The following is a 23,125-nucleotide window of genomic DNA, read 5'->3' as shown; positions in this document are numbered from 1 at the left end:
TTCCGCCCCGGTGCGTCGATGCGCGATGTCCGCCCGTCGGCACCAACCGACCGCAGACCCGTCGATGCACGCTTTCGTCTACAAGAGCCTTCGCAAGGCCGACACCTATGTCTATCTCGCCGCCCGGGAGGAGTTCGACCGCCTTCCGGAGTCGCTGCGTGCCGAACTCGGCGAGCTGCGGTTCGTCCTCGACGTGAACCTGGAGCCGGGGCGCAAGCTGGCGATCGAGGACGCCGCGGTGGTCCGCGGCAACCTCGCGCTGCGCGGCTTCCACCTGCAGATGCCGCCGCGGCAGGCGCTGGATCCGATGACCGAGGATTGGGGCACCGATGCCTGAGTCGCCACGCCTGCAGCCGCGCGCTGGTCTCGTCCTCGGCGCCGGACTCCTGCTCACGGCCGCCACCGTGGTCGCGGCGATTGCCGTGCCCGCGGCGTGGCTGGCGCAGCCGCTGATCGCGCTCGGCGTGCGCCTTTGGCGCGGCACGCACGCAGCGGTCGATACGACCGGCCTGCGCCGCGACCTGCTTGCCCTGCTGTTGCTGTGGGCGCTGGCCATGGGCGCCACGGCGCTGCTGGTCGGCTGGCCGCTGTCGGCGCTGCTGGCGAGCGGTGGCGCGTCGCTGGGCGCCGCGCTGGCGCTGAGCGCGACCGCGGGCCTCGGGGTCATTGCGCTGTGGCGGCTGTGGCCGCTGTGGCACGCCGCCGAGCGCGACGGCGGCGGCACGCTCGCCGCCCACTGGCGCACGCTGGACGACCGCGACGGCTCGAGCTGGGCCGGGCTGCGCGTGGCGCTGGCGATCGCCGCGATCCTCGCGCTCGGCCTGGCGCTGGGCTGGCCGGGCCTGGTGGCGGGCAACGCACGCTGGCTGCTGGTCGCGTTGGCGGCGGTAAGCTGGCCGGCGCTGCACTGGGCGCTGCAGCGCGCGGGCGCCCCGGACATGGTGGCGCTGGACGTGGTGGACATGCCGGAGCCGGACGGTCCGGCCGTGGCCCTCGATGACGGCGCTGGCGATCCCGTGGCCGCGCTGTACGCCGCGGCCCGCAGCGGCCGTGTCGATCGCGCGCTGGTGCTGCTCGAAGCCGGCTGCGATCCGCGCGCGCTTCCGCCGGCCGACGAGCGCGACCAGCGCTCGCTGCCGGTACTCGCCGCCGTGCTCCCGGACCTGCGCCTGCTGCGCGCGCTGATCGCCGGCGGCGTGGAGCTCAACGCCTCACACGCCGGCGTCACCCCGCTGCTCGCGGCCACCCGCGACAGCTGGCACGGCCGGCCGGATGCGGTCACGACATTGCTGGCCAACGGCGCCGATCCGCGTGCCGTCGACCGCGACGGCAACACGCCGCTGCACCACGCCGCGCGCAGCTCCGATCCCGGCGTGGCCGCACTGCTGCGCGACGCCGCGGCCGAAGTCGACGTGCTCAACAACGACGGCGTCACCCCGCTCGGCATCGCCTGCGCCAGCGGCAACTGGCGTCTGGCGCGCTTCCTGCTCGAGCGCGGCGCCAGGCCGGAGCCGGCCGGCGGCACGCCGGCGCTGCTCGCCGCCGCCGGTGGCGAGGATGACGATATCGCCGGCGTCACCCTGCTGCTCAAGCACAAGGCCAAGGTCGACGCGCGCGATGCCGGCGGCCGCAGCGCATTGCACGAAGCGGCGCTGGCCGGGCATGCGGAGATCGTCACCGCGCTGATCGAGGCCCACGCCGCGATCGATGCCCGCGATGCCCAGGGCCGCACGCCGCTGCTCGACGCCGCGCGCGGCGGCGGCATCGCCGCGTTCGAACTGCTGGCCACGCGCGCCGACGTGCACGCCATCGACAGCGAGGGTCGCAGCGCCCTGCACCTCGCCTGCCTCGCCGAGCCGGCATCGCCCGCGCTGGTGAAGCGGCTGCTGGAGCTGGGCGTGGCCACCGACGCCGTGGACGGTGGCGGCAAGCGCGCGATCGACCATGCCGCGGCCGCGGGCCGCTGGGCACTGGTGGCGGCGGTCGATCCCGCGCACCCGTTGCCGGCCAGCGTGTTCGGTGACGATCCCGACGACCCCGGCGTGCCGGTCGACCGTGCGCCGCTCGTGGTGCTGCGCGGGCAGCTGCGCGAAGCGCGCTACGACCAGCTTGAACCGCTGCTGCAGCTGGTCACCGCGGCCGAGCTGGGCGAGCTGCTGGTCGACGACGACGCCCCCCTTTCGGTCGAGCGCATCGACTGGCTGCTGGCGCGTGGTGCCGACCCCGACGTGCGCGTCGACGGCGGTGACACCGTGGCCATGCGCCTGCTGGCGCGCGGCCCCGACGCACTGCAGGCGCTGCAGGCGCTGTTGCGCGGCGGCGCCTCGGTGGCGGGGGCCGGCGGCCTGGCGCGATTCCTCGGCGCCTGCGCGCGCAGCGACCAGGCCGGTCGCGGACTGGAGCAGTTCGCGCTCGAACTCGTCGACCAGGGCGTAGACGTGTTCGCGCCGTCGCCGGAGGGCGACCATGCCCCGGCCCTCGCGGTGCGCCTGGGGTGGATGCGCATGCTGGAGCGCCTGGTCACTGCCGGCATCGACCTCGACCTGCGCGATGCCCATGGCATGACCGCGCTGCACATCGCCGCTGCGCTGGCGCGCGAGCCGGCGCTGAAGCTGCTGGTGAAGGGCGGGGCATCGCCCGAAGTGCGCGCCGCCGACGGGCAGACGCCGCTCGGCGTCGCGCTTTCGGCCGGGCGGCGCGATCTCGCCGACTGGCTCGACTGGCGCGGCTGGCCGCTGCCCGGCCGTCCGCTGCGTGCCGGTGACCTGCCGGCCGCCGCCATGGTCGGCGACCACGACGCGGTGCGTCGCCTGCTCGACCTCGGCTTCGCGGTCGACACCGCCGACGCGCAGGGTTGCAGCGCACTGCTGCGTGCCGCCGGCGGCGGCCACGCCACCACCCTCGAACTCCTGCTGGAACGCGGTGCCGACCCGCAATGCGCCGCGCACACCGGCGCCACGCCGCTGTCGGCCGCGGTCAGCATGCGCCACGGCGACATCGTCGAGCGGCTGCTCGACGCGCGCGTTGGCCTCGAGCAGCGCCTGCCCGGCGAGGTCACCGTGCTGATGCTCGCCTCGGCGCTGGGCCTGCCCGACATCTGTGCGCGCCTGCTGGCGGCCGGCGCCAACATCCAGGCCGCCGACGCGCAGGGCCTCACGCCGCTGCACTGCGCGGCGCTGTTCGGGTTCACGGCCCGCGACCGGCCGCGCCTGCTGGCGCTGTTCGACACCCTGCTGCTGGCCGGCGCCGAGCCCGGTGCCCGTGCCGCGGGCGGCGTGACTCCGCTGCTGCTGCTGCTCGGCGCGCGCGCCGAGCCGGGGACCGCCTGCGACGAGGACGTGGTGCTGCCCGCCGTCGACCGCCTGCTTGATGAAGACGCCGAGCTGGATGCCCAGGATCCGCGCGGCTTCGGGCCGCTGCACCTGGCCGCGCTGCACGGCCTGTTGCGCCTGGCCCACCACCTGCTGCGCGCAGGCTGCGATCCCGACCTGCGCGATGCCCTCAACCGCACCCCGCGCGAGATCGCGGTCATGCGCGGCTTCGTGGACGTGGCCGCCGAGTTCGCGCCACCGACCACGGGCGTGTCGATGGCGCGGTTCCTGCGGGAGCCGCGCTGATCCAGCCGGCGCCCGCGTCCGAGCTCAGCGCGCGGCGCGCGCCGGCGAAGGTGCGAAGAACCAGACCTGGTGGTCGCTGCCGTCGCAGGTGTACATCTGCACGCGGCGGCGCACCTTGCGTGACTGGTCCATGCACAGGCCGCCGACGCCACGCAGTTCGTTCGCGGCGGTCGTGGCGAAGCGCTGCGCCGCCTGACCGTTGCAGGCACTGAGCCGCAGCTGCACCGCGCCGGGGCGCGTGTCGCCGTTGGGCACGTCCACGCAGCCGCCGGACGCCGGGTTCAGCAGCGACCCATCGGCGCGCAGCACCCAGCGCTGCGCGGCGCTGCCGTTGCAGGGCCACGCGCCGATCTTCGTGCCGCCCGCGAGGCCGGTGCCGGGCGCATGCAGGCACTGGTTGGAGAGCGTGGTGACCTGCGACGGCGGCGTGTCGCCCGCGCCGACGATGCGATAGACCGTGCCGGTCAGGCTGGCGACGTACAGCTCGCCGAACACGTCCTCGCCGAACGCGACAGGCTGGCCAACCGCGCCCGCCGGAATCGGGCTCTCCACCACCGGCAGGCCGTTGACGAAGGTCACGGTGCGGATCGCGGTGTTGCAGTAGTCGGTGAAGAAATAGCGCCCGGCGAGCGCCGGCGACGCGCCGCCGCGATACACGCGCCCGCCGGTGATCGAGCAGTTGCCGGCCGAATGTGAAGTGGTGACCAGCGGCGCGAAGTAGGCACCGTTGCAGCCGGCGGTGTTGTACGGCTGGTCGCCCTCATAGCAGCGCCAGCCGAAGTTCAGCCCCGCGGCGGTGCCCGCCGGCACGAAGTTGATCTCCTCGCGCGCACTCTGGCCGACGTCGGCGATCCACAGGTTGCCGGTGACCGCGTCGAAGGCGATGCGCCACGGGTTGCGCAGGCCCAGGGCGAAGATCTCGTCGCAGCCCGCACCACCATCGCCATCGGTGTACGCGTTGCCAGGCGGGATGCCGTAGTGGTTGGCCGCCACCAGGTTGCAGTCGGGCGCGCCGCCGCCGCCATCCACGTCGATGCGCAGCAGCTTGCCCAGCGGGCGACCCGGGTTCTGCGCGTTGTTCTGCGGATCGCCGCCGCTGCCGCCGTCGCCGGACGCGATGTACAGGTAGCCGTCGGGCCCGAACTGCAGGTCGCCGCCGTTGTGGTTGCTGTAGGGCTGCTCGAACTCCATCAGCACCACTTCGGAGGCCGGGTCGGCGACGTTGGCGTTGGCGCCCACCGTGAAGCGCGAGATGCGCGTGCGGTCCAGGGTGCTGGCCGGCGGGTCGAAGATGTAGTTGACGTAGAAGTAGCCGTTGCTGGCGTAGTCCGGGTGGAAGGCGAGGCCGAGCAGGCCCTGCTCGTTGCCTGCGTCATCGACGCGCGCGGTGATGTCGAGGAACGGCGTGGGCAGCACCACTCCGTTGTCGATCACGCGGATGCGGCCCGGCTGCTCGGCGACGAACAGCCGCGCGTCGCCGGCGTGGGTGATCACCACCGGCTGCGAGAGGCCGGTGGCGAAGATCGCAAGCGAGGCGGCCGCCGGCGGCGGGGGCTGCGGCGGTGGCGGCTCGGCACTGCCGTTCTGCACGGTGACGGTGAGTTGTCTGGTGCCGATGCCGTCGCCGAGCAGGCTCAGCTGGCCGTTGCTCGAGTTGCCGGCGGCGTACAGGGTGATGGGGCCGTTCCAGGCCGGCGCGCGCCAGCGGAAACTGAAGCTCACCGCGCCCGCGGCGAAGGCCTTCGGTTGGGTATGCGAGAGCTCGGTACCGACCACATGCACGTCGCTGCCGACCGCCTCGAAGCTGCCGGCGGCACGCGAGGACGACACGCCGACACCACCGGTGACGCCGGGGCCGCCTGCGATGGTCACCGTGTACTCGGCGATCGTGTTGGCATCCAGGGTCTGCGGGCCGCTGATCGTGACCGTGGGCAGTGCTGCGCCGGGGGCATGGCAGGCGGTGCAGGTGGCGCCGTTGTTGGTGCCGGGGTTGCCGGAGAAGCCGTCGCGGCCGAACCGGCTGGCGTCTGCGGCGGTACTCCAGGCGAGCAGGATGGCGGCGACGATGGAAGCGCGGAACAGTCCCTTGGACATGCGATACCCCGGTTGTCGATCCCTGTGCGGCCGAGTATCGCGCATCGGTGCCGGCCCACGTCAACGCGCCGGCTGCTGGAACAGGAAAGGCCCCGCTCGCGCGGGGCCTTTCTGTCTTGCGTCGACCGCGTGCGGTTCAGCGCTTCATCGAAGAGAAGAACTCGTCGTTGGACTTGGTGGTCTTCATCTTGTCGAGCAGGAACTCCATTGCCGCGATCTCGTCCATCGGGTGCAGCAGCTTGCGCAGGATCCAGATCTTCTGCAGCAGCTCGGGCTCGATGAGGTAGTCCTCGCGGCGCGTGCCGGACTGGTTGACGTTGATCGCCGGGTAGACGCGCTTCTCGGTGATGCGGCGGTCGAGGTGCACTTCGGAGTTGCCGGTGCCCTTGAACTCCTCGTAGATCACCTTGTCCATCGCGCTGCCGGTGTCGACCAGCGCGGTGGCGATGATGGTGAGCGAGCCGCCTTCCTCGACGTTGCGCGCGGCGCCGAAGAAGCGCTTCGGGCGGTGCAGGGCGTTGGCGTCGACGCCGCCGGTGAGCACCTTGCCCGAGCTGGGCACCACGTTGTTGTACGCGCGCGCCAGGCGGGTGATCGAGTCGAGCAGGATCACCACGTCCTTCTTGTGCTCGACCAGGCGCTTGGCGCGCTCGATCACCATCTCGGCGACCTGCACGTGGCGCGCGGCCGGCTCGTCGAACGTCGAGCTGATCACTTCGCCGCGCACGCTGCGCTGCATCTCGGTCACTTCCTCGGGCCGCTCGTCGATGAGCAGCACGATCATGTGCACGTCGGGATGGTTGTAGGTGATGGCGCTGGCGATCTGCTGCATCATCATCGTCTTGCCGGCCTTCGGCGGCGACACGATCAGCGCGCGCTGGCCCTTGCCCTGCGGGGCCATAAGGTCGAGGATGCGGCCGGCGATGTCCTCGCTGCTGCCATCGCCGCGCTCGAGCTTGAACTTCTTGCGCGGGAACAGCGGCGTCAGGTTCTCGAACAGCACCTTGTTCTTCGACGCTTCCAGCGGCTCGCCGTTGATGGTGTCGACCACGTTCAGCGCGAAGTAGCGTTCGCCGTCCTTGGGCCAGCGGATGCGGCCACTCAGATGGTCTCCGGTACGCAGGTTGAAGCGGCGGATCTGGCTGGGCGAGATATAGGTGTCGTCCGGGCCGGCGAGGTAGCTCGCCTCGGCCGCGCGCAGGAAGCCGAAGCCGTCGGGCAGGATTTCCAGTACGCCGTCGGCGACGACGCCTTCGCCGTGGCGGGTCAGCACCTTCAGCAGGGCGAAGATCACGTCCTGCTTGCGCGCGCGCGCCACGCCTTCGTGGATGTTCAGCTGCTCGGCGATGTCGAGCAGCTTCTGCGCCGGCATGCGCTTGAGGTCGGAGAGCGAGTACTGCGGGAAGCCTTCCGGCATGTTCGGCGGCGGCAGGCGGTTGGCCTGGTCGTTGCCGTTGTCCTGGGGCAGCCCGTCATCACGCTGGCGCGGCCGGTCGCGGCGGTTGCGGTTGCGGTCGCGCCGGTTGCCCTGGCCCTGGCCCTGCCCGTGCTGGCCGCCATGCTGCTGGCGGCTTCCGCCGTCGGAGCCCTGGTCGTCGTCGTCATGACCGCCGCCCTGGCCGCCCTGGCCCTGTCCCTGGCCCTGGTTCTGGTTCTGGTTCTGGTTCTGCTGGCCCTGACCCTGGTTTTGTCCGCCATGCCGGCCGTGAGCGCCTTCAGTGCTGGCGGGCTGCGGTGGTGCGGGCGCTGGTGCCGGTGGCGGCATGGGCAGCGACGGCTGGCTGACGCCGGTCGCCTGGAGCGGCGCCTCGGCGCGCGGTGCAGCCTGCGGCGCGGACGTATCGGAAGAGGGGGAGTCGGCGGCCGTGGCCTTGACGACGCGCGGCTTGCGCACGCGCTTCACGGCGCTGTCGCCGGAATCGGATGGAGTGTCGGACAAGTGGGAATCCTCGCTTGCTGCGAGCGCGCCCGGGACGGGCGGCGTGAGTTGATGAGATGGGGTCTAGCAGATGGGTGCGGCGCCTGTCTCGCGCCGGTGCGTTACGGAAACTAGCACCCCCGCGCCATGACGGCAAGCGGGGGTGCGGCGCCTCAGAGTGCCTTTTCGATCATCTGCGCGAGCTGCGGCTTGCCGACCGCGCCGATCTGCGTGTCCTGCACCTGGCCGCCCTTGAACAGCAGCAGCATGGGGATGGAGCGCACGTGGTACTTCATGGCCGTGGCGCGGTTCTGGTCGATGTCGATCTTCACGACCTTCGCCCGGCCCGCATAGGTATCGGCCAGCTCGTCGAGCGCCGGGGCGATCATCTTGCATGGGCCGCACCAGGGCGCCCAGAAGTCGACCAGCACCGGCTCGGCGGAGGCGAGGACGGTGGCGTCGAAATCGGCGTCGCTGGCATGGATGACGTGGTCGCTCACTGCTTTCTCCTGCATGGGGGGTGGCCGCGGGCCGGCCTGATGGCGGCGATGGCGGCGGCATTTGTGGTGCTAGACTGGGGGAATCCGCGGCCAGAACAAGGGCCGCCCCGGGGCCGGGTACCCGCTCCGGTTCATCGAGGGCAGTCTGCTTGGCTGCCGCCTTCCACGCAAGCGCGCCCGCCGCGCAGACTCCCTGACGAATGTCCGACAAGCCACTTACCGACCTCACCTTCTCCTCCTTCGACCTGCACCCGTCGCTGCTTGCCGGCCTCGAGACCGCGGGCTTCACGCGCCTCACGCCGATCCAGGCGCTGACCCTTCCGGTCGCGCTGCCCGGGGGCGACGTCGCCGGCCAGGCCCAGACCGGCACGGGCAAGACCCTCGCCTTCCTGGTGGCGGTGATGAACCGCCTGCTGACGCGGCCGGCGCTCGCCGACCGCAAGCCGGAGGACCCGCGCGCGCTGATCCTGGCGCCGACCCGCGAGCTGGCCATCCAGATCCACAAGGACGCGCTCAAGTTCGGTCCCGAGATGGGGCTGAAGTTCGCGCTGGTCTACGGCGGCGTCGACTACGACAAGCAGCGCCAGATCCTGCAGGAGGGCGTGGACGTCATCATCGCCACCCCCGGCCGGCTGATCGACTACGTCAAGCAGCACAAGGTGGTGTCGTTGCACGCCTGCGAGGTCTGCGTGCTGGACGAGGCCGACCGCATGTTCGACCTCGGCTTCATCAAGGACATCCGCTTCCTGCTGCGCCGCATGCCGGTGCGCACCGAGCGCCAGACCCTGCTGTTCTCGGCCACGCTCAGCCACCGCGTGCTGGAGCTGGCCTACGAGCACATGAACGAGCCGCAGAAGCTGGTCGTGGAGTCGGAGTTCATCACCGCCGCGCAGGTGCGCCAGAAGCTCTACTACCCGTCCGACGAAGAGAAGCTGCCGCTGCTGCTGGGCCTGCTGTCGCGCTCGGAAGGCGCGCGCACCATGGTGTTCGTCAACACCAAGGCGTTCGTGGAGCGCGTCGCGCGCTCGCTGGAGCGTGCCGGCTACCGCGTCGGCGTGCTGTCCGGCGACGTGCCGCAGAAGAAGCGCGAGAGCCTGCTGAAGAAGTTCCAGGCCGGCCAGCTCGAGATCCTGGTCGCCACCGATGTCGCCGCCCGCGGCCTGCACATCGACGGCGTGAAGTACGTCTACAACTACGACCTGCCGTTCGATGCCGAGGACTACGTGCACCGCATCGGCCGCACCGCGCGCCTGGGCGAGGAGGGCGACGCGATCAGCTTCGCCTGCGAGCGCTATGCGATCGGCCTGCCGGACATCGAGGCCTTCATCGAACAAAAGATCCCGTCGGAGCCCGTGACCGTCGAGCTGATGACGCCGGTGCCGCGCAAGCCGCGCGAAGGCGTGGAGCTGGTGCCCGAGGAAGGTGAAAGCGTCAGCGAGATCTTCCGCGAGGCGCGCGAGCAGCGTGCCGCCGAGGATGCGCGACGTGGCGGTGGCCGCAGTGGTGGTCCCGGATCCGCTGGTGCGGGACGCGGCCGTGGTGGCCCGCGTGCCGACGGCGAGCGCGGGCCGCGCCCGCCGCGTCCGCCGCGCGCCGCGCCTGCAGCGGCGACCGTTGACGCTTCCGCGACGGGCACGGCCCAGGTCGCCGTGGCAACGCCCGCCGCGGTCGAAGCCGCCGCACCGGTCGTAGCCGCGGTTGCATCCGGTGTGCCAGCGGCCGAAGGCGAGCGCGCGCCGCGCAAGCGTCGTCGCCGCCGTGGCGGCCGTCGGGTCGAAGGTGCCGACAGTGCCGAGGGCGCTGCGGAGCAGGGTGGCCAGGCGCAGGCCCAGCCGCCGGCCCATGCTGGCGCCGGCGCGAAGCAGGCGCCTCGTGCGCCGCGCGCGAAGCCGGAGTCGCAGCCGCATGCCGCGCGTCCGCAGCCCACCGCGGCGGAGCCGGCATCGCTGTTGGGTCGCATCGGCCTTGGCCTGAAGAAGCTGGTCACGCGCGCGCCGCGCTCGCAGCACTGAGCACCGCGGCGCGGTCGGGAATGGATGCCCGTGTGCGCGCGGGTGATTTGCGGGTGCGACAGCGGCCATAATCGCTGCGCACCCCTTCCCGGAACCGCAACACGATGCCCGTCCTGCGCTTCGACAGCGTCAGCAAGCAATACCCCGGTGGGCACGTCGCGCTCGAGGACGTGAGCTTCGCCGTGGACGCAGGCGAGATGCTGTTCGTCACCGGCCATTCGGGCGCCGGCAAGAGCACCCTGCTGCGCCTGATCCATCTCTCCGAGCGGCCCAGCCGAGGCGCGGTGGTGTTCGGCGATCGCAACCTGCTCAAGGTGCGCGGCGGCCGGGTGGCCCTGCACCGGCGCGAGGTCGGCGTGGTCTACCAGGACCACCGCCTGCTGGGCGACCGCAGCGTGTACGACAACATCGCCCTGCCGCTGGTGCTGCGCGGCATGCGCCGCGGCGACATCGGCCGGCGCGTGCGTTCGGTGCTGGAGCGCCTCGGCCTGGGCGCGCGCGGCAGTGCGCTTCCCGGCCAGCTGTCGGCCGGCGAGCAGCAGCGCGTCGGCATCGCGCGTGCCATGGTGGCCGAGCCGCGCCTGCTGGTGGCCGACGAGCCCACCGGCAATCTCGACCCCACCCTGGCTGCGGAAATCATGGAGCTGTTCGCGTCGTTGCCCGAGCGCGGCACCAGCGTGCTGGTCGCCAGCCACGACCTCGGCCTGGTCAAGCGCATGAAGAAGCGCGTGCTGGTGCTCGACCATGGCCGTCTGGCCGACGACATCTCGCCGGAGGACCTGGCCGATGAATGAGCCGCTCGCCAGGCCAAGGCCGGAGCGCGCGCGGTCGCGACTCGGCACCTGGTCCGACCACCATGCCTACAGCTTCGTCGCAAGCCTGGGCCGCATCTTCCGCCGACCCTGGTCGACCGCACTCACCATCGGCGTGATGGCGGTGGCGCTGGCCCTGCCGCTGGGGCTGTGGCTGGTGCTGGGCAACGTCGAGCGCTTCGCCGGCGACGTGCAGCAGTCGCGCCAGCTCAGTGTCTTCCTGAAGCAGGACCTGGCGGCCGACGCGGTCGCGGCGCTGGCCGATGCGCTGCGCGGGCGCGCCGACATCGGCGAAGTTGCGCATCGCACGCCGGAACAGGGCCTCGAAGAGCTGCGCGCGCGCGGTGGCCTGGGCCAGGCGATCGACGCGCTCGGCGAAAACCCGCTGCCGCACGTATTGGTGGTGACGCCCACGGGCGACGAGGCCCTGCTTGCCGACTCGCTGCGCACCCTGCCCGAGGCCGACCTGGTGCAGCACGATGCCGGCTGGCGCCAGCGCCTGGACGGCTGGCTGCGCTTCGGTGGCCGCGTGGCCTGGGTGCTGGCCGCCCTGCTGGGCGCGGGCGCGCTGCTGGTGGTCGGCAACACCGTGCGCCTCGACATCCAGTCACGACGCGACGAGCTCGGCGTTCTGCAGCTGCTGGGCGCCAGCGACGGCTTCATCCGCCGCCCCTTCCTGTACCTCGGTGCGTGGTACGGCCTGGCCGCCGGCGCGCTTGCGTTGGCGCTGCTGACAGCGGCCGGCGCCGCGCTCCGCCTGCCGCTGGCCGACCTGGCGGCGAGCTACGGCAGCGGCTTCGGGCTGGTCGGCTTCACTCCGCGCCAGGTGCTGGTGGTGCTGGTCGGCACGACCGCGCTCGGCTGGCTTGGCGCGGGCGCCGTCACCGGCCACTTCCTGCGCCAGACGCGGCCCACCGACACCTGATGGACGCTTCGCACGACATCCGCCATCTCGCCAGCGGCGCCCTGCGCGTGATGGTGGTGGATGGTTCCAGGCTGGTGCGCAAGCTGATCGGCGACGTGCTGCGCAGCGAACTGGTCGACGTGGACGTGGTGGCCTGCGGCAATCTCGCCGAGGCGCGCGCCGCGCTGGACGCGGCGCCGATCGACCTCGCCACGACCTCCCTGGTGCTCCCCGACGGTGACGGCCAGCAGCTGGCCGAGCTCGTGCGCACCGCCGCGGGACAGCGCTACGTGCCGGTGATCGTGGTCTCCGGCAACGCCCAGACGCATCTCGAGGGGCGGCATTTCAGCGATGACATCACCGACTATTTCGACAAGTCGCACGGCCACCACGCGCTGGCGGAGTTCATCCGCGGCTACGTGCAGCCGCAGCCGATCCCGGGCGCGCGCGTGCTCTACGTCGAGGACAGCCGCACCGTGGCGCTGGCCACCTCGCGCATGCTCAAGGCGCAGCAGATGGAGGTCGTGCATGTGGTGAGCGCCGAGGCCGCGATCGACTGGTTGCGCGAGCGCCACGATGCCGGCGAAGGCCCGGGCGCCGACCTCGTGCTCACCGACGTCTATCTCAAGGGCGAGCTGAGCGGGCATGACGTGGTGCATGCGATCCGCGGCGAGCTCGGCTGGTCCAAGCGCAAGCTGCCGGTGCTGGTGATGACCGGCGATGCCAATCCCGACAACCAGACCGCCTTGCTTCGCGACGGCGCCAACGACCTGGTGCTCAAGCCCATCGAGGAGCGCCTGCTGGTGACCAAGGCCCTGTTCCAGCTGCGCCTGGCGCGTACGCCGGAATCCACGGTGTTCGGCGGATGAGCGACGTACGCGGGCGCCTCGCTCCTTCCTGGAAGCCGCACATCGGCGACTACCTGGAACGCGACGACATGCAGGCGCTGGCCGACTTCCTGCGCACACGCAAGGCGGCAGGCGTGGAGGTGTTCCCGCCCGGGCCGGAGATCTTTTCCGCGTTCGACGCCACGCCCTTCGAGGATGTGCGCGTGGTGATCCTCGGGCAGGACCCCTACCACGGCGCCGGCCAGGCGCATGGCCTGTGTTTCTCGGTGCGGCCAGGCGTGCCGGTGCCGCCTTCTCTGCTCAACATCTTCAAGGAGATCCAGCGCGACCTCGGCATCGCCGCGCCGGACCATGGCTGCCTGCTGCCCTGGGCGCAGCGCGGCGTGCTGCTCCTCAACGCCGTGCTGACGGTCGAGGCCGGCTGCGCGGGCTCGCACCAGCGCAAGGGTTGGGAGGGCTTCACCGACCACGTGGTCGACGTGCTCAACCGCGAGCGCGAAGGCCTGGTGTTCGTGCTCTGGGGCGCGTACGCGCAGGCCAAGGGCAAGGTCATCGATCCGTCGCGCCACCGTGTGCTCAAGGCCACCCATCCGTCGCCGCTGTCGGCGCATCGCGGTTTCCTCGGCTGCGGCCACTTCTCGGCGGCCAACCGCTATCTCGTCGCGCGTGGCGGCACGCCGCTGGACTGGTCGCTGCCATTGCGCGCGGAGCTCGCGATCGCATGACGCCCGCACCGCTGCTGGTATCGCTGCACATGCCGAAGACCGCGGGCACGAGCCTTGCGGAAACCCTGCGCGCGGCGTTCCCGGAGCCTGGTGCCTGCCAGATCGAATACGTCGACCAGCCCATGCAATACACGCGCTGGTGCCGGCGCTGGCGCGCGCTGCGCGCCGGGCTGACCGGGCGGGGGGTGTTGCCGGACGGCCTGGCCTGCGTGCACGGCCATTTCCTGCCCGTGAAATTCCGCATCGCCGCGGGCGCGGCACGCGCGGTGCGGTACGTGACCTGGCTGCGCGAGCCGGTCGACCGCCTGGCCTCGCATTACCACTACTGGATGCGCGACTACGACGGCCTGGATCCTGCCCAGCCGCTGCGCAACCGGGTGCTGCGCGAACGCTGGTCGTTCGAGCGCTTCGCCCTCGGTGCCGAGATGCGCGACCTGTACCACGAGTACCTGTGGCGCTTCGATCCGGCCGGCTTCGACTTCATCGGCATCACCGAGCGTTACGACGAGGACCTGCAGCAGATGGCGCGGCGGTTCCTCGGCGGCACCGCGGTACCCGCCGTGGCGCTGGCGAATCCGCTGCGTGGCGAATCCGGATATGTGATCAGTCCGCTGCTCCGCAGCCGCATCGAGGCGCATCACGCGCGTGACGTGGCCCTGTACCGGCGGGTCCTGGCCGGGCACCGCCGCTGAGGTTGTTCGAAGTGTGGTGGCGGGAGCTGGATGCTTTCCTCGATTGATGTTGTCAGGACCGCCTGGAGGCGCGTCCGCAACTTCGACGGGAGCACTGTTCCATGAGGAATTCCACGATGCCGCCGGTGCTGGCGGCGGCCTGCGTGCTCGGCCTGCTGGCCGGGCTGCAGCCCACGGACGCCAGGGCCGCCAGCCAGCGGGCCCGGCATATCCGCCCCAGCGGTATCTGCGAGGCGCCGTTGCCGGTCTATGACGCCTATCTGCGCAAGTCGCCACAGGCGGTGACCAACACCGGCGACGAGACCGTGTTCGTCAACTGCGCGATGCCTGCCGATCCGGTGGGCGATCTCGGGTCGGCCTGGGTCGAGGTTCGTATCCAGTCCACGGTGGCGGCGAACACCTCGGTGACCTGCACCCTCGTCACCGGTAGCGCCGACGCGCCGGTCTACGACGCGTTCAGCCGCCCGCTGGCGCCCTACGGAAACAACTGGTTCACCTGGGCGGGCCTCGACAAGCTGAGCATCGATGGCCTCTTCGCGGTCATGTGCGCGCTGCCACCTGGCGTCCAGCTGACCGGCCTCTATGCCAAGGAAAGCGACAGCGCCGGCGGCATCTGACGCAGCCGCACCCATACCCGTACCCCGGAGCCAACCCATGATTCCAACCTGCATCCCGCGCACCATCGCCGCGGCCAGTTTCTTCGTACTCGCGTCCGCGGTCCTGCATTCCCCGCACGCCGACGCTGCCTCCATGCGGACGATCAGCGTCTCGGCCACCGGCGTCTGCGACGCGCCGCTGCCGGTCTACAACGTGCACCTGCGACGTCGCCCGGTCGCCCTGCAGAACGAGAGTGACCAGTCGGTGTTCGTGTCCTGCACGCTGCCCACGGATGTCATGGGCGACAGCAACTCCGGATCGGTGGTGGTCGGCTTCAAGAGCTTCGCCGGAGCGGCCACCGTGAGCTGCACGATGGTGTCCGGAACCAGCGGTGCCCAGGTCTTCTACGTGCCGAGGGACCAGGCGATCGCGGCCAACGGCCGCGCCGGCATCACCTGGCTGCAGGTCAACAAGTGGAGCAATTCCGGCACTTATGCCTTCAGCTGCAACCTGCCCGCGGGGGTGGCGATGGAAACCATCACCTACACCCAGACCGACAGCGGGGGCCGGGTATGAGCCGCCGCCTGCCGGCGGGTGCAGCCATCGCGCTGGCGCTCGCCGCTGTCCTGCACGTTCCGGAAGCCAGGGCCGCCACCGAGCGCGTCCAGCGGGTGAGCGCCACCGCCGCGTGCGAGGCGCCGCTGCCGGTCTTCGACGCCACCCTGCGCAAGCGCCCGATCGGCATCGGCAACGAAGGCACCACGTCGATCTTCGTTTCCTGCTCGCTGCCGGCGGATTCCGCGGCGCCACCCGGTGGCGCCACGGTCAGCGTGCGCCTCGCCATGCGCGGCAGCGGCCCGGCGACCACGGTGAACTGCCAGCTGGTGACAGGCACGCCCGACAACCTGTCCTACACCGCCGGCAGTGCCGTCGTCCCGAGCGCCGGCACGGCGTGGCTCACCTGGAACGGCGTCCACAAGGGCGCGGCCAACGGCACGCTGAACTTCAGCTGCAACGTGCCGCCCCTGATCGACCTCGGCACGATCCTGTACAGGGAAACGGATCCCGGCGACCAGCTCTGAGGTTTCCCGCCGCCACACGGGTGGCGGCGGGCGTCTGTGCCGCCGCGCCGGATCCTCTCTCCCTACCGGCGCGCGGCATCGGCGACCCAGGTGAATGGCCTCTTCGATAGCAATAATCGATCGGTCTGGATTGATTTTTGATCATGAATGGAATACTAAGGAACTCTTCCGGTCTTTAGCAGTCCCATGGAGCCACTGCTAAGATCACGGCCATGACTGCAACCACCGCGACCGCTCTTGTCTCCAACAGCCTCCCGATCCCCAGCGCGCTGGGCTCGCTCGAGGCCTACATCGGCGCCGTCCACCAGATCCCCGTCCTCACGGTCGAGGACGAGCAGGCGCTGGCCCACCGTTTCCGCGATGGCGAAGACCTCGATGCCGCCCGCGAGCTGGTGCACTCGCACCTGCGCTTCGTGGTGCACGTGGCGCGTGGCTACAACGGCTACGGCCTGCCGCTCGGCGACCTGATCCAGGAGGGCAACATCGGCCTGATGAAGGCGGTGAAGCGCTTCGACCCCACGGTCGGCGTTCGCCTGGTGTCGTTCGCGGTGCACTGGATCCGTGCCGAGATGCACGAGTACATCATCAAGAACTGGCGCATCGTCAAGGTCGCCACCACCAAGGCGCAGCGCAAGCTGTTCTTCAACCTGCGCAAGAGCAAGAAGCGCCTGGGCTGGTTGAACGCCGAGGAAGTGCGCGTCGTGGCCGCCGACCTCAACGTTTCCGAGCGCGAGGTGCTGGAGATGGAGTCGCGCCTGTCGGGCCGCGACGTCGCCTTCGATGCACCGTCCGATGACGATGACGACCACGCGCCGCCGTCGCCGGCCGCCTACCTCACCGCGCGCGAGGATGATCCGTCGCAGGCGTACGAGCGCCAGGACAGCGAGGACAACCAGCTCGCCCTGCTGCGCGAGGGCCTGGGCCGGCTGGACGCGCGCTCGCGCGACATCATCAAGCGCCGCTGGCTGGATGACGACAGCAAGGTGACCCTGCAGGAACTGGCCGACCAGTACGGCGTGTCCGCCGAACGCATCCGCCAGGTCGAAGCCAACGCGCTGAAGAAGATGAAGGCGCTGTTCGCGGCCTGAGTGCAGTGCCCCGCAACTGGAAAGCCCGGCTCAGGCCGGGCTTTTTCGTTTCTGCCGGCGTTGTGGCGACGCGCTCACCACTTGAACAGCACCAGGCTCAGCGCCAGCACCGCCATGCCCGAGACCAGCCCGTACACGGTCTCGTGGCCCTTGGAATAACGCTTGGCCGCCGGAAGCAGCTCGTCCAGCGCAAGGAACACCATGACGCCCGCGATGATCCCGAACACGCTGCCGAACACCGCGTCCGACAGCCAGGGCCGCAGCAGGGCATAGCCGACGATCGCACCGACCGGTTCCGCCAGGCCGGATATCAGGCAGGCACCGAAGGCGTAGGCCTTGTTGTTGGTGGCGAAGTACACCGGCACCGCGATCGCGATGCCCTCGGGGATGTTGTGGATGGCGATCGCGAACGCCAGCGGCAGGCCGACGCCCGGGTTCTCGAGCGTGGCGAAGAACGTCGCCAGGCCCTCGGGAAAGTTGTGCGCGGTGATCGCAAGCGCGGTCAGCAGGCCGACGCGCTTGATGTAGGCGGCGTTGTGTTCGCGGAAGAACGGGTCGTCGACCTCGAGCCGCTCATGCGGGTTGGGCACCAGGTGGTCGACCAGCATGATCAGGCCGACGCCTGCGAGGAACGCGAAGGTGCCGTAGGAGAAGCCCAGGCGGGGACCGTAGCCCTGGCTGAAGGACCACACCGACTTGTTGAGGATCTCGGACAGCGAGACGAAGACCATCGCACCGCCGGCGAAGGCCAGCCCGAACGCCAGCAGCCGTGCGTTGGGCTTCTTCTGCGCGAACACGAACAGGCTGCCCAGTCCGGTCGCAAGTCCTGCACCCGTGGTGACCGCCAGCGCGATGAGCAGGTTGGCGGTGGGGATTTCCATGGGCGCTGGATCCTGGGCGGTCGCGCCATCCTAGCCGAAGCCCCCGGGCGCGGATACGCGGGCATCGCGGCGTGTCGGGCATCATGCGTCATCGCGCCGGGCGCGCCCGAGGAACAACCGACATGGCCGAACACGAGAAGCGCATCGCGGTGCTGATCGACGCCGACAACGCGCCGGCGGCGAAGATCGACGCCATCCTTGCCGAGGTCGCGCGCCACGGCGTGGCCAACGTGCGCCGCGCCTATGGCAACTGGAAGAGCCAGCACCTCGTTAGCTGGGAGAAGTGCCTGCACACCTACGCGATCCGCCCGATCCAGCAGTTCGCCTACACCACCGGCAAGAATGCCTCGGACATGGCGATGGTGATCGACGCCATGGACCTGCTGTACGCCGGCAACCTCGACGGGTTCGCGATCGTGTCGTCGGATGCCGACTTCACCCCGCTGGTGATGCGCCTGCGCAACGACGGCGTGGCGGTGTACGGTTTCGGCCAGGAGAAGACACCGGAGCCGTTCGTGAAGGCGTGCTCGACGTTCCTCTACCTGGAAAAACTGGGCACGCCGGATCCGGCCGAAGAGGCGGCGGCGCCGACGCGCGCGCGCAGCCAGGCCGAGCTGCAGGCCGACCAGGCGCTGGTACGCACGCTGCGCGCCTCGGTGGATGCCACCCAGGGCGAGGACGGCTGGTCGCGGCTGGGCGCGGTGGGCAGCCACATCAGCAACCAGGGTTCGTTCGATTCGCGCAACTTCGGCTACCGCAAGCTCAGCGACCTGATCGAGGCGACCGGGCTGTTCGAGGTCCGCCGCCATGGCCTGAACATCGAACTGCGCGGGCGTGGCAAGGGCGTCACCGCGGCCGGTGGCCAGGCGCGCAGTGCGCCGGTGGCGAAGGTGGCGAAGGCGGGCAAGGCCGCCAAGGCCCCGGCCAGGACCGCCAAGGCGGCGCACGGCGGCGCGGCTGCGAAGACCGACAAGCCGCGGTAAATACGCGCGGTCGGACGAGGGCGCGGGTCGCCGCGGCGGTCAGTACAGGTCGACCGGATCCACGTCCAGCGACCACCGCACGCGGCGCGCTTCGGGCAGCGCATGCAAGGCGGCCACGCCGCGATCCAGGAGCTGCTGCAGCGCGCCGCGTGACGGCGACGACAGCAGCAGCTGCGCGCGCTGCATGCCGGCGCGACGGGGCATCGGCGCGGGCATCGGGCCGAGCAGGGCGATGCGGTTGTCATCGCCGGCGGCATCGGCCAACAGCGTGCGTGCGGCTTCGAGGAACGCGGACGGCGCGGCGATGTGGGCCGCCTCGGCGCGCAGCAGCGCGAGGTGCGTCGATGGCGGGAAGTCCGCCGCCTCGCGCTGGCCAAGCTCGGCGTCGGCGAATGCACGGTAGCCGCCATGCACCAGCACCTGCAGCAGCGGGTGCTCGGGATGATGCGTCTGCAGCAGCACTTCGCCGGCGCGCTGCGCACGCCCGGCGCGGCCGGACACCTGCACCAGCAGCTGGGCGAGCTTCTCGCTGGCGCGGAAGTCGGCCGAGAACAGGCCTTCGTCGATGCCGACCACGCACACCAGGGTGAGGTGCGGCAGGTCGTGGCCCTTGGCCAGCATCTGCGTGCCCACCAGTACGCCCGGCGTGTCGCCCAGCTTCGCGAGCTGCTGCTCCAGGCCGTCGCGGCGGCGGGTGCTGGCGCTGTCGATGCGCAGCACCGGCACATCGGCGAAGCGCTCGGCCAGCAGCTCCTCGATGCGCTCGGTGCCCACGCCCTGCGGCTGCAGCGCCAGTCCGGCGCAGTCCGGGCAGGCGAGCGGCACCGGCTGGCGCGCGCCGCAGTGGTGGCACTGCAGGCGCCGGCCGGCGCCGTGCACGGTCATCGCGCTGCCATGCTCGGGCGTGCTGCAGCGGCGGCAGCGCGCGCTCCAGCCGCAGTCGTGGCACAGCAGCACCGGTGCGTAGCCGCGGCGGTTCTTGAACACCAGCACCTGGCCGCCGGCATCCAGCGCAGTGCGCGCGGCCTGCAGCAGCTCCTCGGACAGGCCCGCCAGCAGCGGCCGCTTGCGGACATCGAGCACGCGCACCCGCGGCGGGCGCGCATCACCGGCGCGGCTGGTCAGGCGCAGGTGCGCGTAGCGGCCGGCACGCACGTTGTGCAGGGTTTCCAGCGACGGCGTGGCGCTGCCCAGCAGCACCGGCACGTCGAGCGCCTTGCCGCGCACCAGGGCGAAATCGCGCGCGTGGTAGCGGATGCCGTCCTGCTGCTTGTAGCTGCCGTCGTGTTCTTCGTCGACCACGATCAGGCCGGCCTCGGGCAGCGGCACGAACACCGCCGAGCGCGTGCCCACGATCACCCGCGCCTCGCCGCGCCAGGCGGCGGCCCAGGTGCGCGCGCGCTCGCCGTCGGACAGGCCGGAGTGCAGGGCGTGCACGGGCACGCCGAGCCGGGCGCGGAAGCGCGCCAGCATCTGCGGCGTCAGGCCGATCTCGGGCACCAGCACCAGCGCCTGCCGGCCCTGCGCCAGGCAGCGTTCGGCGATCGCCTGCAGGTAGACCTCGGTCTTGCCGCTGCCGGTGATGCCCTCCAGCAGCACCGGCACGAAGCCGTCGGCCTCGCGCAGGGTGTCCAGCGCCGCGGCCTGCTCGGGGTTGGGCGTGTGCGCGGCGATCGCCACCGGGGCCTGGCTGGCGGCCGCCACCGCTACGCGTTCGGCCAGCCCGCGTTTTTCCAGGCTGCGTGCCGCCGGGCGCCAGCCGTCCACGGCATCGTCGAGCAGGTCCTCGGCGACGGGCCCGCTGCGCAGCCGCTCCGCCACCAGGCGCGGCCGGCTGCCGCGCCGCAGTCCGTCGACTGCCTCGGCGCCAGCCGGTGTCAGCTGCCAGGCCCAGGTGTGCGTCGCCGGCAGTGCCTCGCCGTGGCGCAGCGGCGCCGGCAGGGCGGTCGCCAGCACTTCGCCGAGCGGTGCGTGCACGTAGCGCGCCAACCAGCGCGCCGACGCCAGCAGCTCGCCCTGGAACAGGGCGGCATCGTCGATCCAGGCCAGCGCCTCGCGCAGCGCCGGCCCCTCGCTCGCGGCCGGGCCGACGGCGGCCACCACCCCGACCAGCTCGCGCGGCCCGAACGGGACGCGGATCCGGCGCCCGACATCACCCGCCGACACCGCATCGCCGTCCGGCGCCCGGTAGTCGAACAGGCGCGGCAGCGGCAAGGGCAGGGCAATGCGCAGGACGTCGTCGGGCATCGCGACAGTCTAGCGATCCGCCCCGCGCCGCTGTCCGGATCTGGCGCTCGCAGGTCGGCGGCGGGCATGTTTCAAGGGGCGTTTCCAGCCGCCTCGCTGCTTGCGAGCCACTGTTGCCATGCAATTGACCTTTCGGCTGCAAGTTACGGATGTTCAAGGCTTTTGTGTTTATCCACACGATCTGTGGATAAGCCTGTGCATGCAACTCGAAGTGGGGCGTGGAAAGCCCGTGAACGCGGCATTACAAGAAGGTTGGCGCTTTTTTCACCATTCCCATAAATGCCATCGCAATCAGACACTTGGTCGTGAAACATGCCGGCGCAAATTGCCGGGTACTGCCGTCGGGCCCGCCTTGTGACGATCCGGTGACCGCTGTGCACAACCTCCAGAGGCGGCAAATGCCTTCAGGGCCGCGGTGGAACGTGAATTGTGCTCTCCGTCAAGTGTCTGGGGCGATCACGGCATGGGTATCATGCGGCCAGCAAAGCAGCGAGTCCGATGACAGCACGCCCCCCGCAAGACGCCGCCGCGGCGCCCACCGCACTCACAGCCTTCCTGCGCGGAGTTGAACGCCGCGGCGCCGTGTTCGCGCACCTGCTGTCCGGCTCGCAGGCGTCCGGCGATGCGGCGCTGGCTGACACGATGGAGGCGTTCCGGGCCGAGGCCGGGCGCACGGCCTTCGGCGACTGGCCGCGCCGGTTCTGGTCGCAGCTGTTGGCCACGCCGGCCCTCCGCCAGCCTCCCGCCACGCCCGCCTGGGAGCCCGAGTTCGGCTGGCTCGCGCATCTGGGCCACGGGCCACGCGCCGCACTGCTGCTGCGCCTGGTGGCCGGCCTGGCCGAATCCGACGCCGCCGCGGTCCTTGGCATCGCCCGCGGCACCTACCGCCTGGGGCTGCAGCGCGCCCTGCCGCACAACGCCGACGGCAGCGCCGACCTGGCGGCCTGGCAGGCGCTGGGCGCAGCTGCGCAGGGCATGTTGCGCGGCTTGCCGCCGGACCGCCTGGCGCACCTGGCGCACGTCCGCGAGGAGGCGATTGCCGCTCCCGCCGCCGGCGCCCGCCCGCGCGTGGAGGCCGAGGCGCCGCCAGGACATCGTTATCGCGCGGCGCTATGGGTCATCGCGCTGTTGACGCTCCTCGCATTCGCCGCCACCTTCTGGCCGGGGTTCGCCGACAGCGGGTTCGTGGGCGGCGACGGGCCGGAGGGCATCCTGGTCGAGCCGCTGCCCGCCGCGGCGGCGCCGGCGGCCCGTTATCCCGACGATGCCGCCCTCGCCCTGCACCCCGATCTCGGCCTGCTGCTCGATGCCGGCGCCGCGGGGCCCGAGGCCATCGACCCCGCCTTCCACGCCTGGTACGCCGCGCAGCGCGCGGCCGCTGCCGAGGGCCCCACGTCCGCCCCGGGCGTGGCACCCGGCGCCGCGGGCAGTGCCCCGGCCCATCCCGTCGATCCCGACCAGCACAGCGAGACCGATGATGCGTCGCTGTAGCCTGCACGCCGCTCTGCTCGCGGTCCTGTGCCTGCCGCTGGCCCCCGCCCTCGCGCAGGTACCGCCCCAGGCCCCCGCGGTCCGCGACGCGCTCGCCGCGCTTCCGCCGGAACGCCGCGCCGAAGTGGCGGCGCTGCAGCGCCGTCTCGACGCGCTGTCACCGGACGAGCGCAGCGCGCTTCAGGCGCGCCGCGAAGCCTGGGACGCGCTGCCGCCGGGCGAGCAGGGTGCGTTGCGCGAGCGCTGGCAGGCCTGGCAGGCGCTGCCGGTCGCCGAGCGCCGCCAGCTGCAGGACGCCGCGCATGCGTTCGCCGCGCTGGATGCCGACGCGCGCGCCGCACTGCGCGCCCGGTTCGATGCACTCGACGAGAGCGAGCGCCACGGCTGGCTGCTCGGCCCCGGGCTGGGCGCCGACTACACCCGCCTGCATGCCCTGATCGCCCAGGTTCCCGGCCATGAACGCGCGCCGCTGCTGGCAGCGCTGCGTGCGCTGCCAGCCCAGGCGCGCGCCGACCTGGCCGTGCTCGCCGTGCGCACGCCGCCACAGGCGCGCGAAGAGCTTCGGATCGCATTGCTGGCCACGCCGCCTGCCAGCCGTGCCGCGTGGCTGCGGCGCCAGGTCGCCCCCTGAGCG

The 23,125-nt window shown here is 71.5% G+C and carries 20 protein-coding genes; 15 read left to right on the top strand and 5 right to left on the bottom strand.

Annotated features, from left to right (window positions below; all coding sequences use genetic code 11):
* Positions 1-64 precede the first annotated feature (64 nt).
* Complete coding sequence (locus tag JGR64_RS12840) at positions 65-337, top strand: YcgL domain-containing protein (protein ID WP_199373874.1); 273 nt, start codon at positions 65-67, stop codon at positions 335-337.
* Positions 330-3,617 (top strand): ankyrin repeat domain-containing protein, encoded by a 3,288-nt coding sequence (locus JGR64_RS12835; RefSeq protein WP_199373872.1) that lies wholly within the window; start codon positions 330-332, stop codon positions 3,615-3,617. Before JGR64_RS12840 ends, JGR64_RS12835 begins: the two co-directional genes overlap by 8 nt.
* A gap of 24 nt (positions 3,618-3,641) precedes the next feature.
* Here JGR64_RS12835 and JGR64_RS12830 read toward each other — a convergent pair whose 3' ends face one another.
* The 3 genes from JGR64_RS12830 to trxA all read right to left on the bottom strand — a co-directional run bounded on the left by JGR64_RS12830 (position 3,642) and on the right by trxA (position 8,129).
* A complete protein-coding gene (locus JGR64_RS12830) occupies positions 3,642-5,711 on the bottom strand; it encodes a choice-of-anchor V domain-containing protein (protein WP_199373870.1) in 2,070 nt (689 codons plus the stop codon).
* A 136-nt stretch (positions 5,712-5,847) separates the two neighbouring features.
* Positions 5,848-7,650, bottom strand: coding sequence for a transcription termination factor Rho (gene rho, locus JGR64_RS12825; protein ID WP_199373869.1), 1,803 nt, complete (start codon positions 7,648-7,650; stop codon positions 5,848-5,850).
* A gap of 152 nt (positions 7,651-7,802) precedes the next feature.
* Complete coding sequence (gene trxA, locus JGR64_RS12820; RefSeq protein ID WP_199373866.1) at positions 7,803-8,129, bottom strand: thioredoxin; 327 nt, start codon at positions 8,127-8,129, stop codon at positions 7,803-7,805.
* A gap of 200 nt (positions 8,130-8,329) precedes the next feature.
* Between trxA and rhlB the strand changes: the two genes are divergently transcribed.
* The 10 genes from rhlB (at position 8,330) to rpoH (ending at position 16,889) form a co-directional block, all read left to right on the top strand.
* Positions 8,330-10,141, top strand: a complete 1,812-nt coding sequence (rhlB, locus tag JGR64_RS12815) for an ATP-dependent RNA helicase RhlB (protein ID WP_199373865.1) — start codon at positions 8,330-8,332, stop codon at positions 10,139-10,141.
* 104 nt (positions 10,142-10,245) lie between these two features.
* Complete coding sequence (gene ftsE / locus JGR64_RS12810) at positions 10,246-10,935, top strand: cell division ATP-binding protein FtsE (protein ID WP_199373864.1); 690 nt, start codon at positions 10,246-10,248, stop codon at positions 10,933-10,935.
* Positions 10,928-11,878 (top strand): permease-like cell division protein FtsX, encoded by a 951-nt coding sequence (ftsX, locus tag JGR64_RS12805; RefSeq protein WP_199373863.1) that lies wholly within the window; start codon positions 10,928-10,930, stop codon positions 11,876-11,878. Before ftsE ends, ftsX begins: the two co-directional genes overlap by 8 nt.
* Complete coding sequence (locus JGR64_RS12800) at positions 11,878-12,726, top strand: response regulator (RefSeq protein WP_199373862.1); 849 nt, start codon at positions 11,878-11,880, stop codon at positions 12,724-12,726. Before ftsX ends, JGR64_RS12800 begins: the two co-directional genes overlap by 1 nt.
* Positions 12,723-13,430 carry a uracil-DNA glycosylase gene (gene ung / locus JGR64_RS12795; protein WP_199373861.1) on the top strand — a complete coding sequence of 236 codons (708 nt, stop codon included), beginning with the start codon at positions 12,723-12,725 and terminating at the stop codon, positions 13,428-13,430. The genes JGR64_RS12800 and ung overlap by 4 nt, the downstream gene beginning before the upstream one ends.
* Positions 13,427-14,122, top strand: coding sequence for a hypothetical protein (locus JGR64_RS12790; RefSeq protein ID WP_199373860.1), 696 nt, complete (start codon positions 13,427-13,429; stop codon positions 14,120-14,122). Before ung ends, JGR64_RS12790 begins: the two co-directional genes overlap by 4 nt.
* 101 nt (positions 14,123-14,223) lie before the next feature.
* Positions 14,224-14,739 carry a hypothetical protein gene (locus JGR64_RS12785; protein WP_199373859.1) on the top strand — a complete coding sequence of 172 codons (516 nt, stop codon included), beginning with the start codon at positions 14,224-14,226 and terminating at the stop codon, positions 14,737-14,739.
* A gap of 37 nt (positions 14,740-14,776) precedes the next feature.
* Positions 14,777-15,295 (top strand): hypothetical protein, encoded by a 519-nt coding sequence (locus JGR64_RS12780; protein WP_199373857.1) that lies wholly within the window; start codon positions 14,777-14,779, stop codon positions 15,293-15,295.
* A complete protein-coding gene (locus tag JGR64_RS12775) occupies positions 15,292-15,801 on the top strand; it encodes a hypothetical protein (protein ID WP_199373855.1) in 510 nt (169 codons plus the stop codon). Before JGR64_RS12780 ends, JGR64_RS12775 begins: the two co-directional genes overlap by 4 nt.
* Before the next feature lie 212 nt (positions 15,802-16,013).
* Positions 16,014-16,889 carry an RNA polymerase sigma factor RpoH gene (gene rpoH / locus JGR64_RS12770; RefSeq protein WP_199373853.1) on the top strand — a complete coding sequence of 292 codons (876 nt, stop codon included), beginning with the start codon at positions 16,014-16,016 and terminating at the stop codon, positions 16,887-16,889.
* Positions 16,890-16,963: 74 nt separating this feature from the next.
* Here the strand turns inward: rpoH and zupT are convergent, their stop codons facing one another.
* Positions 16,964-17,770: a zinc transporter ZupT gene (zupT, locus tag JGR64_RS12765; protein ID WP_199373851.1), complete on the bottom strand. Its 807-nt coding sequence runs from the start codon at positions 17,768-17,770 to the stop codon at positions 16,964-16,966.
* A gap of 122 nt (positions 17,771-17,892) precedes the next feature.
* On the opposite strand from zupT, the gene JGR64_RS12760 reads away from it, so the two are divergent.
* Entirely contained in the window at positions 17,893-18,753 is an 861-nt protein-coding gene (locus JGR64_RS12760) for an NYN domain-containing protein (protein WP_199373849.1), read from the top strand.
* A gap of 39 nt (positions 18,754-18,792) precedes the next feature.
* On the opposite strand, the gene JGR64_RS12755 is transcribed toward JGR64_RS12760, so the two are convergent.
* Positions 18,793-21,000 (bottom strand): primosomal protein N', encoded by a 2,208-nt coding sequence (locus JGR64_RS12755; RefSeq protein ID WP_199373847.1) that lies wholly within the window; start codon positions 20,998-21,000, stop codon positions 18,793-18,795.
* Between the two features lie 498 nt (positions 21,001-21,498).
* Here JGR64_RS12755 and JGR64_RS12750 point away from each other — a divergent pair, with 498 nt between their 5' ends.
* Positions 21,499-22,491, top strand: coding sequence for a hypothetical protein (locus JGR64_RS12750; protein WP_199373845.1), 993 nt, complete (start codon positions 21,499-21,501; stop codon positions 22,489-22,491).
* Entirely contained in the window at positions 22,475-23,122 is a 648-nt protein-coding gene (locus tag JGR64_RS12745; protein WP_234446960.1) for a DUF3106 domain-containing protein, read from the top strand. Before JGR64_RS12750 ends, JGR64_RS12745 begins: the two co-directional genes overlap by 17 nt.
* The last annotated feature ends 3 nt before the right edge of the window (positions 23,123-23,125 follow it).

Source organism: Luteimonas sp. MC1572, assembly GCF_016615815.1.
GTDB lineage: Bacteria > Pseudomonadota > Gammaproteobacteria > Xanthomonadales > Xanthomonadaceae > Luteimonas.
This window is presented reverse-complemented; position numbering and strand designations above follow the sequence as displayed.

Bases quoted from the DNA above. Each gene is read 5' to 3' on its own strand.
- JGR64_RS12760 (WP_199373849.1), top strand. From the start codon at position 17,893: ATGGCCGAACACGAGAAGCGCATCGCGGTGCTGATCGACGCCGACAAC.
- rhlB (WP_199373865.1), top strand. From the start codon at position 8,330: ATGTCCGACAAGCCACTTACCGACCTCACCTTCTCCTCCTTCGACCTG.
- JGR64_RS12780 (WP_199373857.1), top strand. From the start codon at position 14,777: ATGATTCCAACCTGCATCCCGCGCACCATCGCCGCGGCCAGTTTCTTC.
- zupT (WP_199373851.1), bottom strand. From the start codon at position 17,770: ATGGAAATCCCCACCGCCAACCTGCTCATCGCGCTGGCGGTCACCACG.
- JGR64_RS12835 (WP_199373872.1), top strand. From the start codon at position 330: ATGCCTGAGTCGCCACGCCTGCAGCCGCGCGCTGGTCTCGTCCTCGGC.
- JGR64_RS12830 (WP_199373870.1), bottom strand. From the start codon at position 5,711: ATGTCCAAGGGACTGTTCCGCGCTTCCATCGTCGCCGCCATCCTGCTC.
- JGR64_RS12790 (WP_199373860.1), top strand. From the start codon at position 13,427: ATGACGCCCGCACCGCTGCTGGTATCGCTGCACATGCCGAAGACCGCG.
- ftsE (WP_199373864.1), top strand. From the start codon at position 10,246: ATGCCCGTCCTGCGCTTCGACAGCGTCAGCAAGCAATACCCCGGTGGG.
- JGR64_RS12785 (WP_199373859.1), top strand. From the start codon at position 14,224: ATGAGGAATTCCACGATGCCGCCGGTGCTGGCGGCGGCCTGCGTGCTC.
- JGR64_RS12775 (WP_199373855.1), top strand. From the start codon at position 15,292: ATGAGCCGCCGCCTGCCGGCGGGTGCAGCCATCGCGCTGGCGCTCGCC.
- JGR64_RS12750 (WP_199373845.1), top strand. From the start codon at position 21,499: ATGACAGCACGCCCCCCGCAAGACGCCGCCGCGGCGCCCACCGCACTC.
- JGR64_RS12755 (WP_199373847.1), bottom strand. From the start codon at position 21,000: ATGCCCGACGACGTCCTGCGCATTGCCCTGCCCTTGCCGCTGCCGCGC.
- rpoH (WP_199373853.1), top strand. From the start codon at position 16,014: ATGACTGCAACCACCGCGACCGCTCTTGTCTCCAACAGCCTCCCGATC.
- JGR64_RS12745 (WP_234446960.1), top strand. From the start codon at position 22,475: ATGATGCGTCGCTGTAGCCTGCACGCCGCTCTGCTCGCGGTCCTGTGC.
- JGR64_RS12840 (WP_199373874.1), top strand. From the start codon at position 65: ATGCACGCTTTCGTCTACAAGAGCCTTCGCAAGGCCGACACCTATGTC.
- ung (WP_199373861.1), top strand. From the start codon at position 12,723: ATGAGCGACGTACGCGGGCGCCTCGCTCCTTCCTGGAAGCCGCACATC.
- JGR64_RS12800 (WP_199373862.1), top strand. From the start codon at position 11,878: ATGGACGCTTCGCACGACATCCGCCATCTCGCCAGCGGCGCCCTGCGC.
- ftsX (WP_199373863.1), top strand. From the start codon at position 10,928: ATGAATGAGCCGCTCGCCAGGCCAAGGCCGGAGCGCGCGCGGTCGCGA.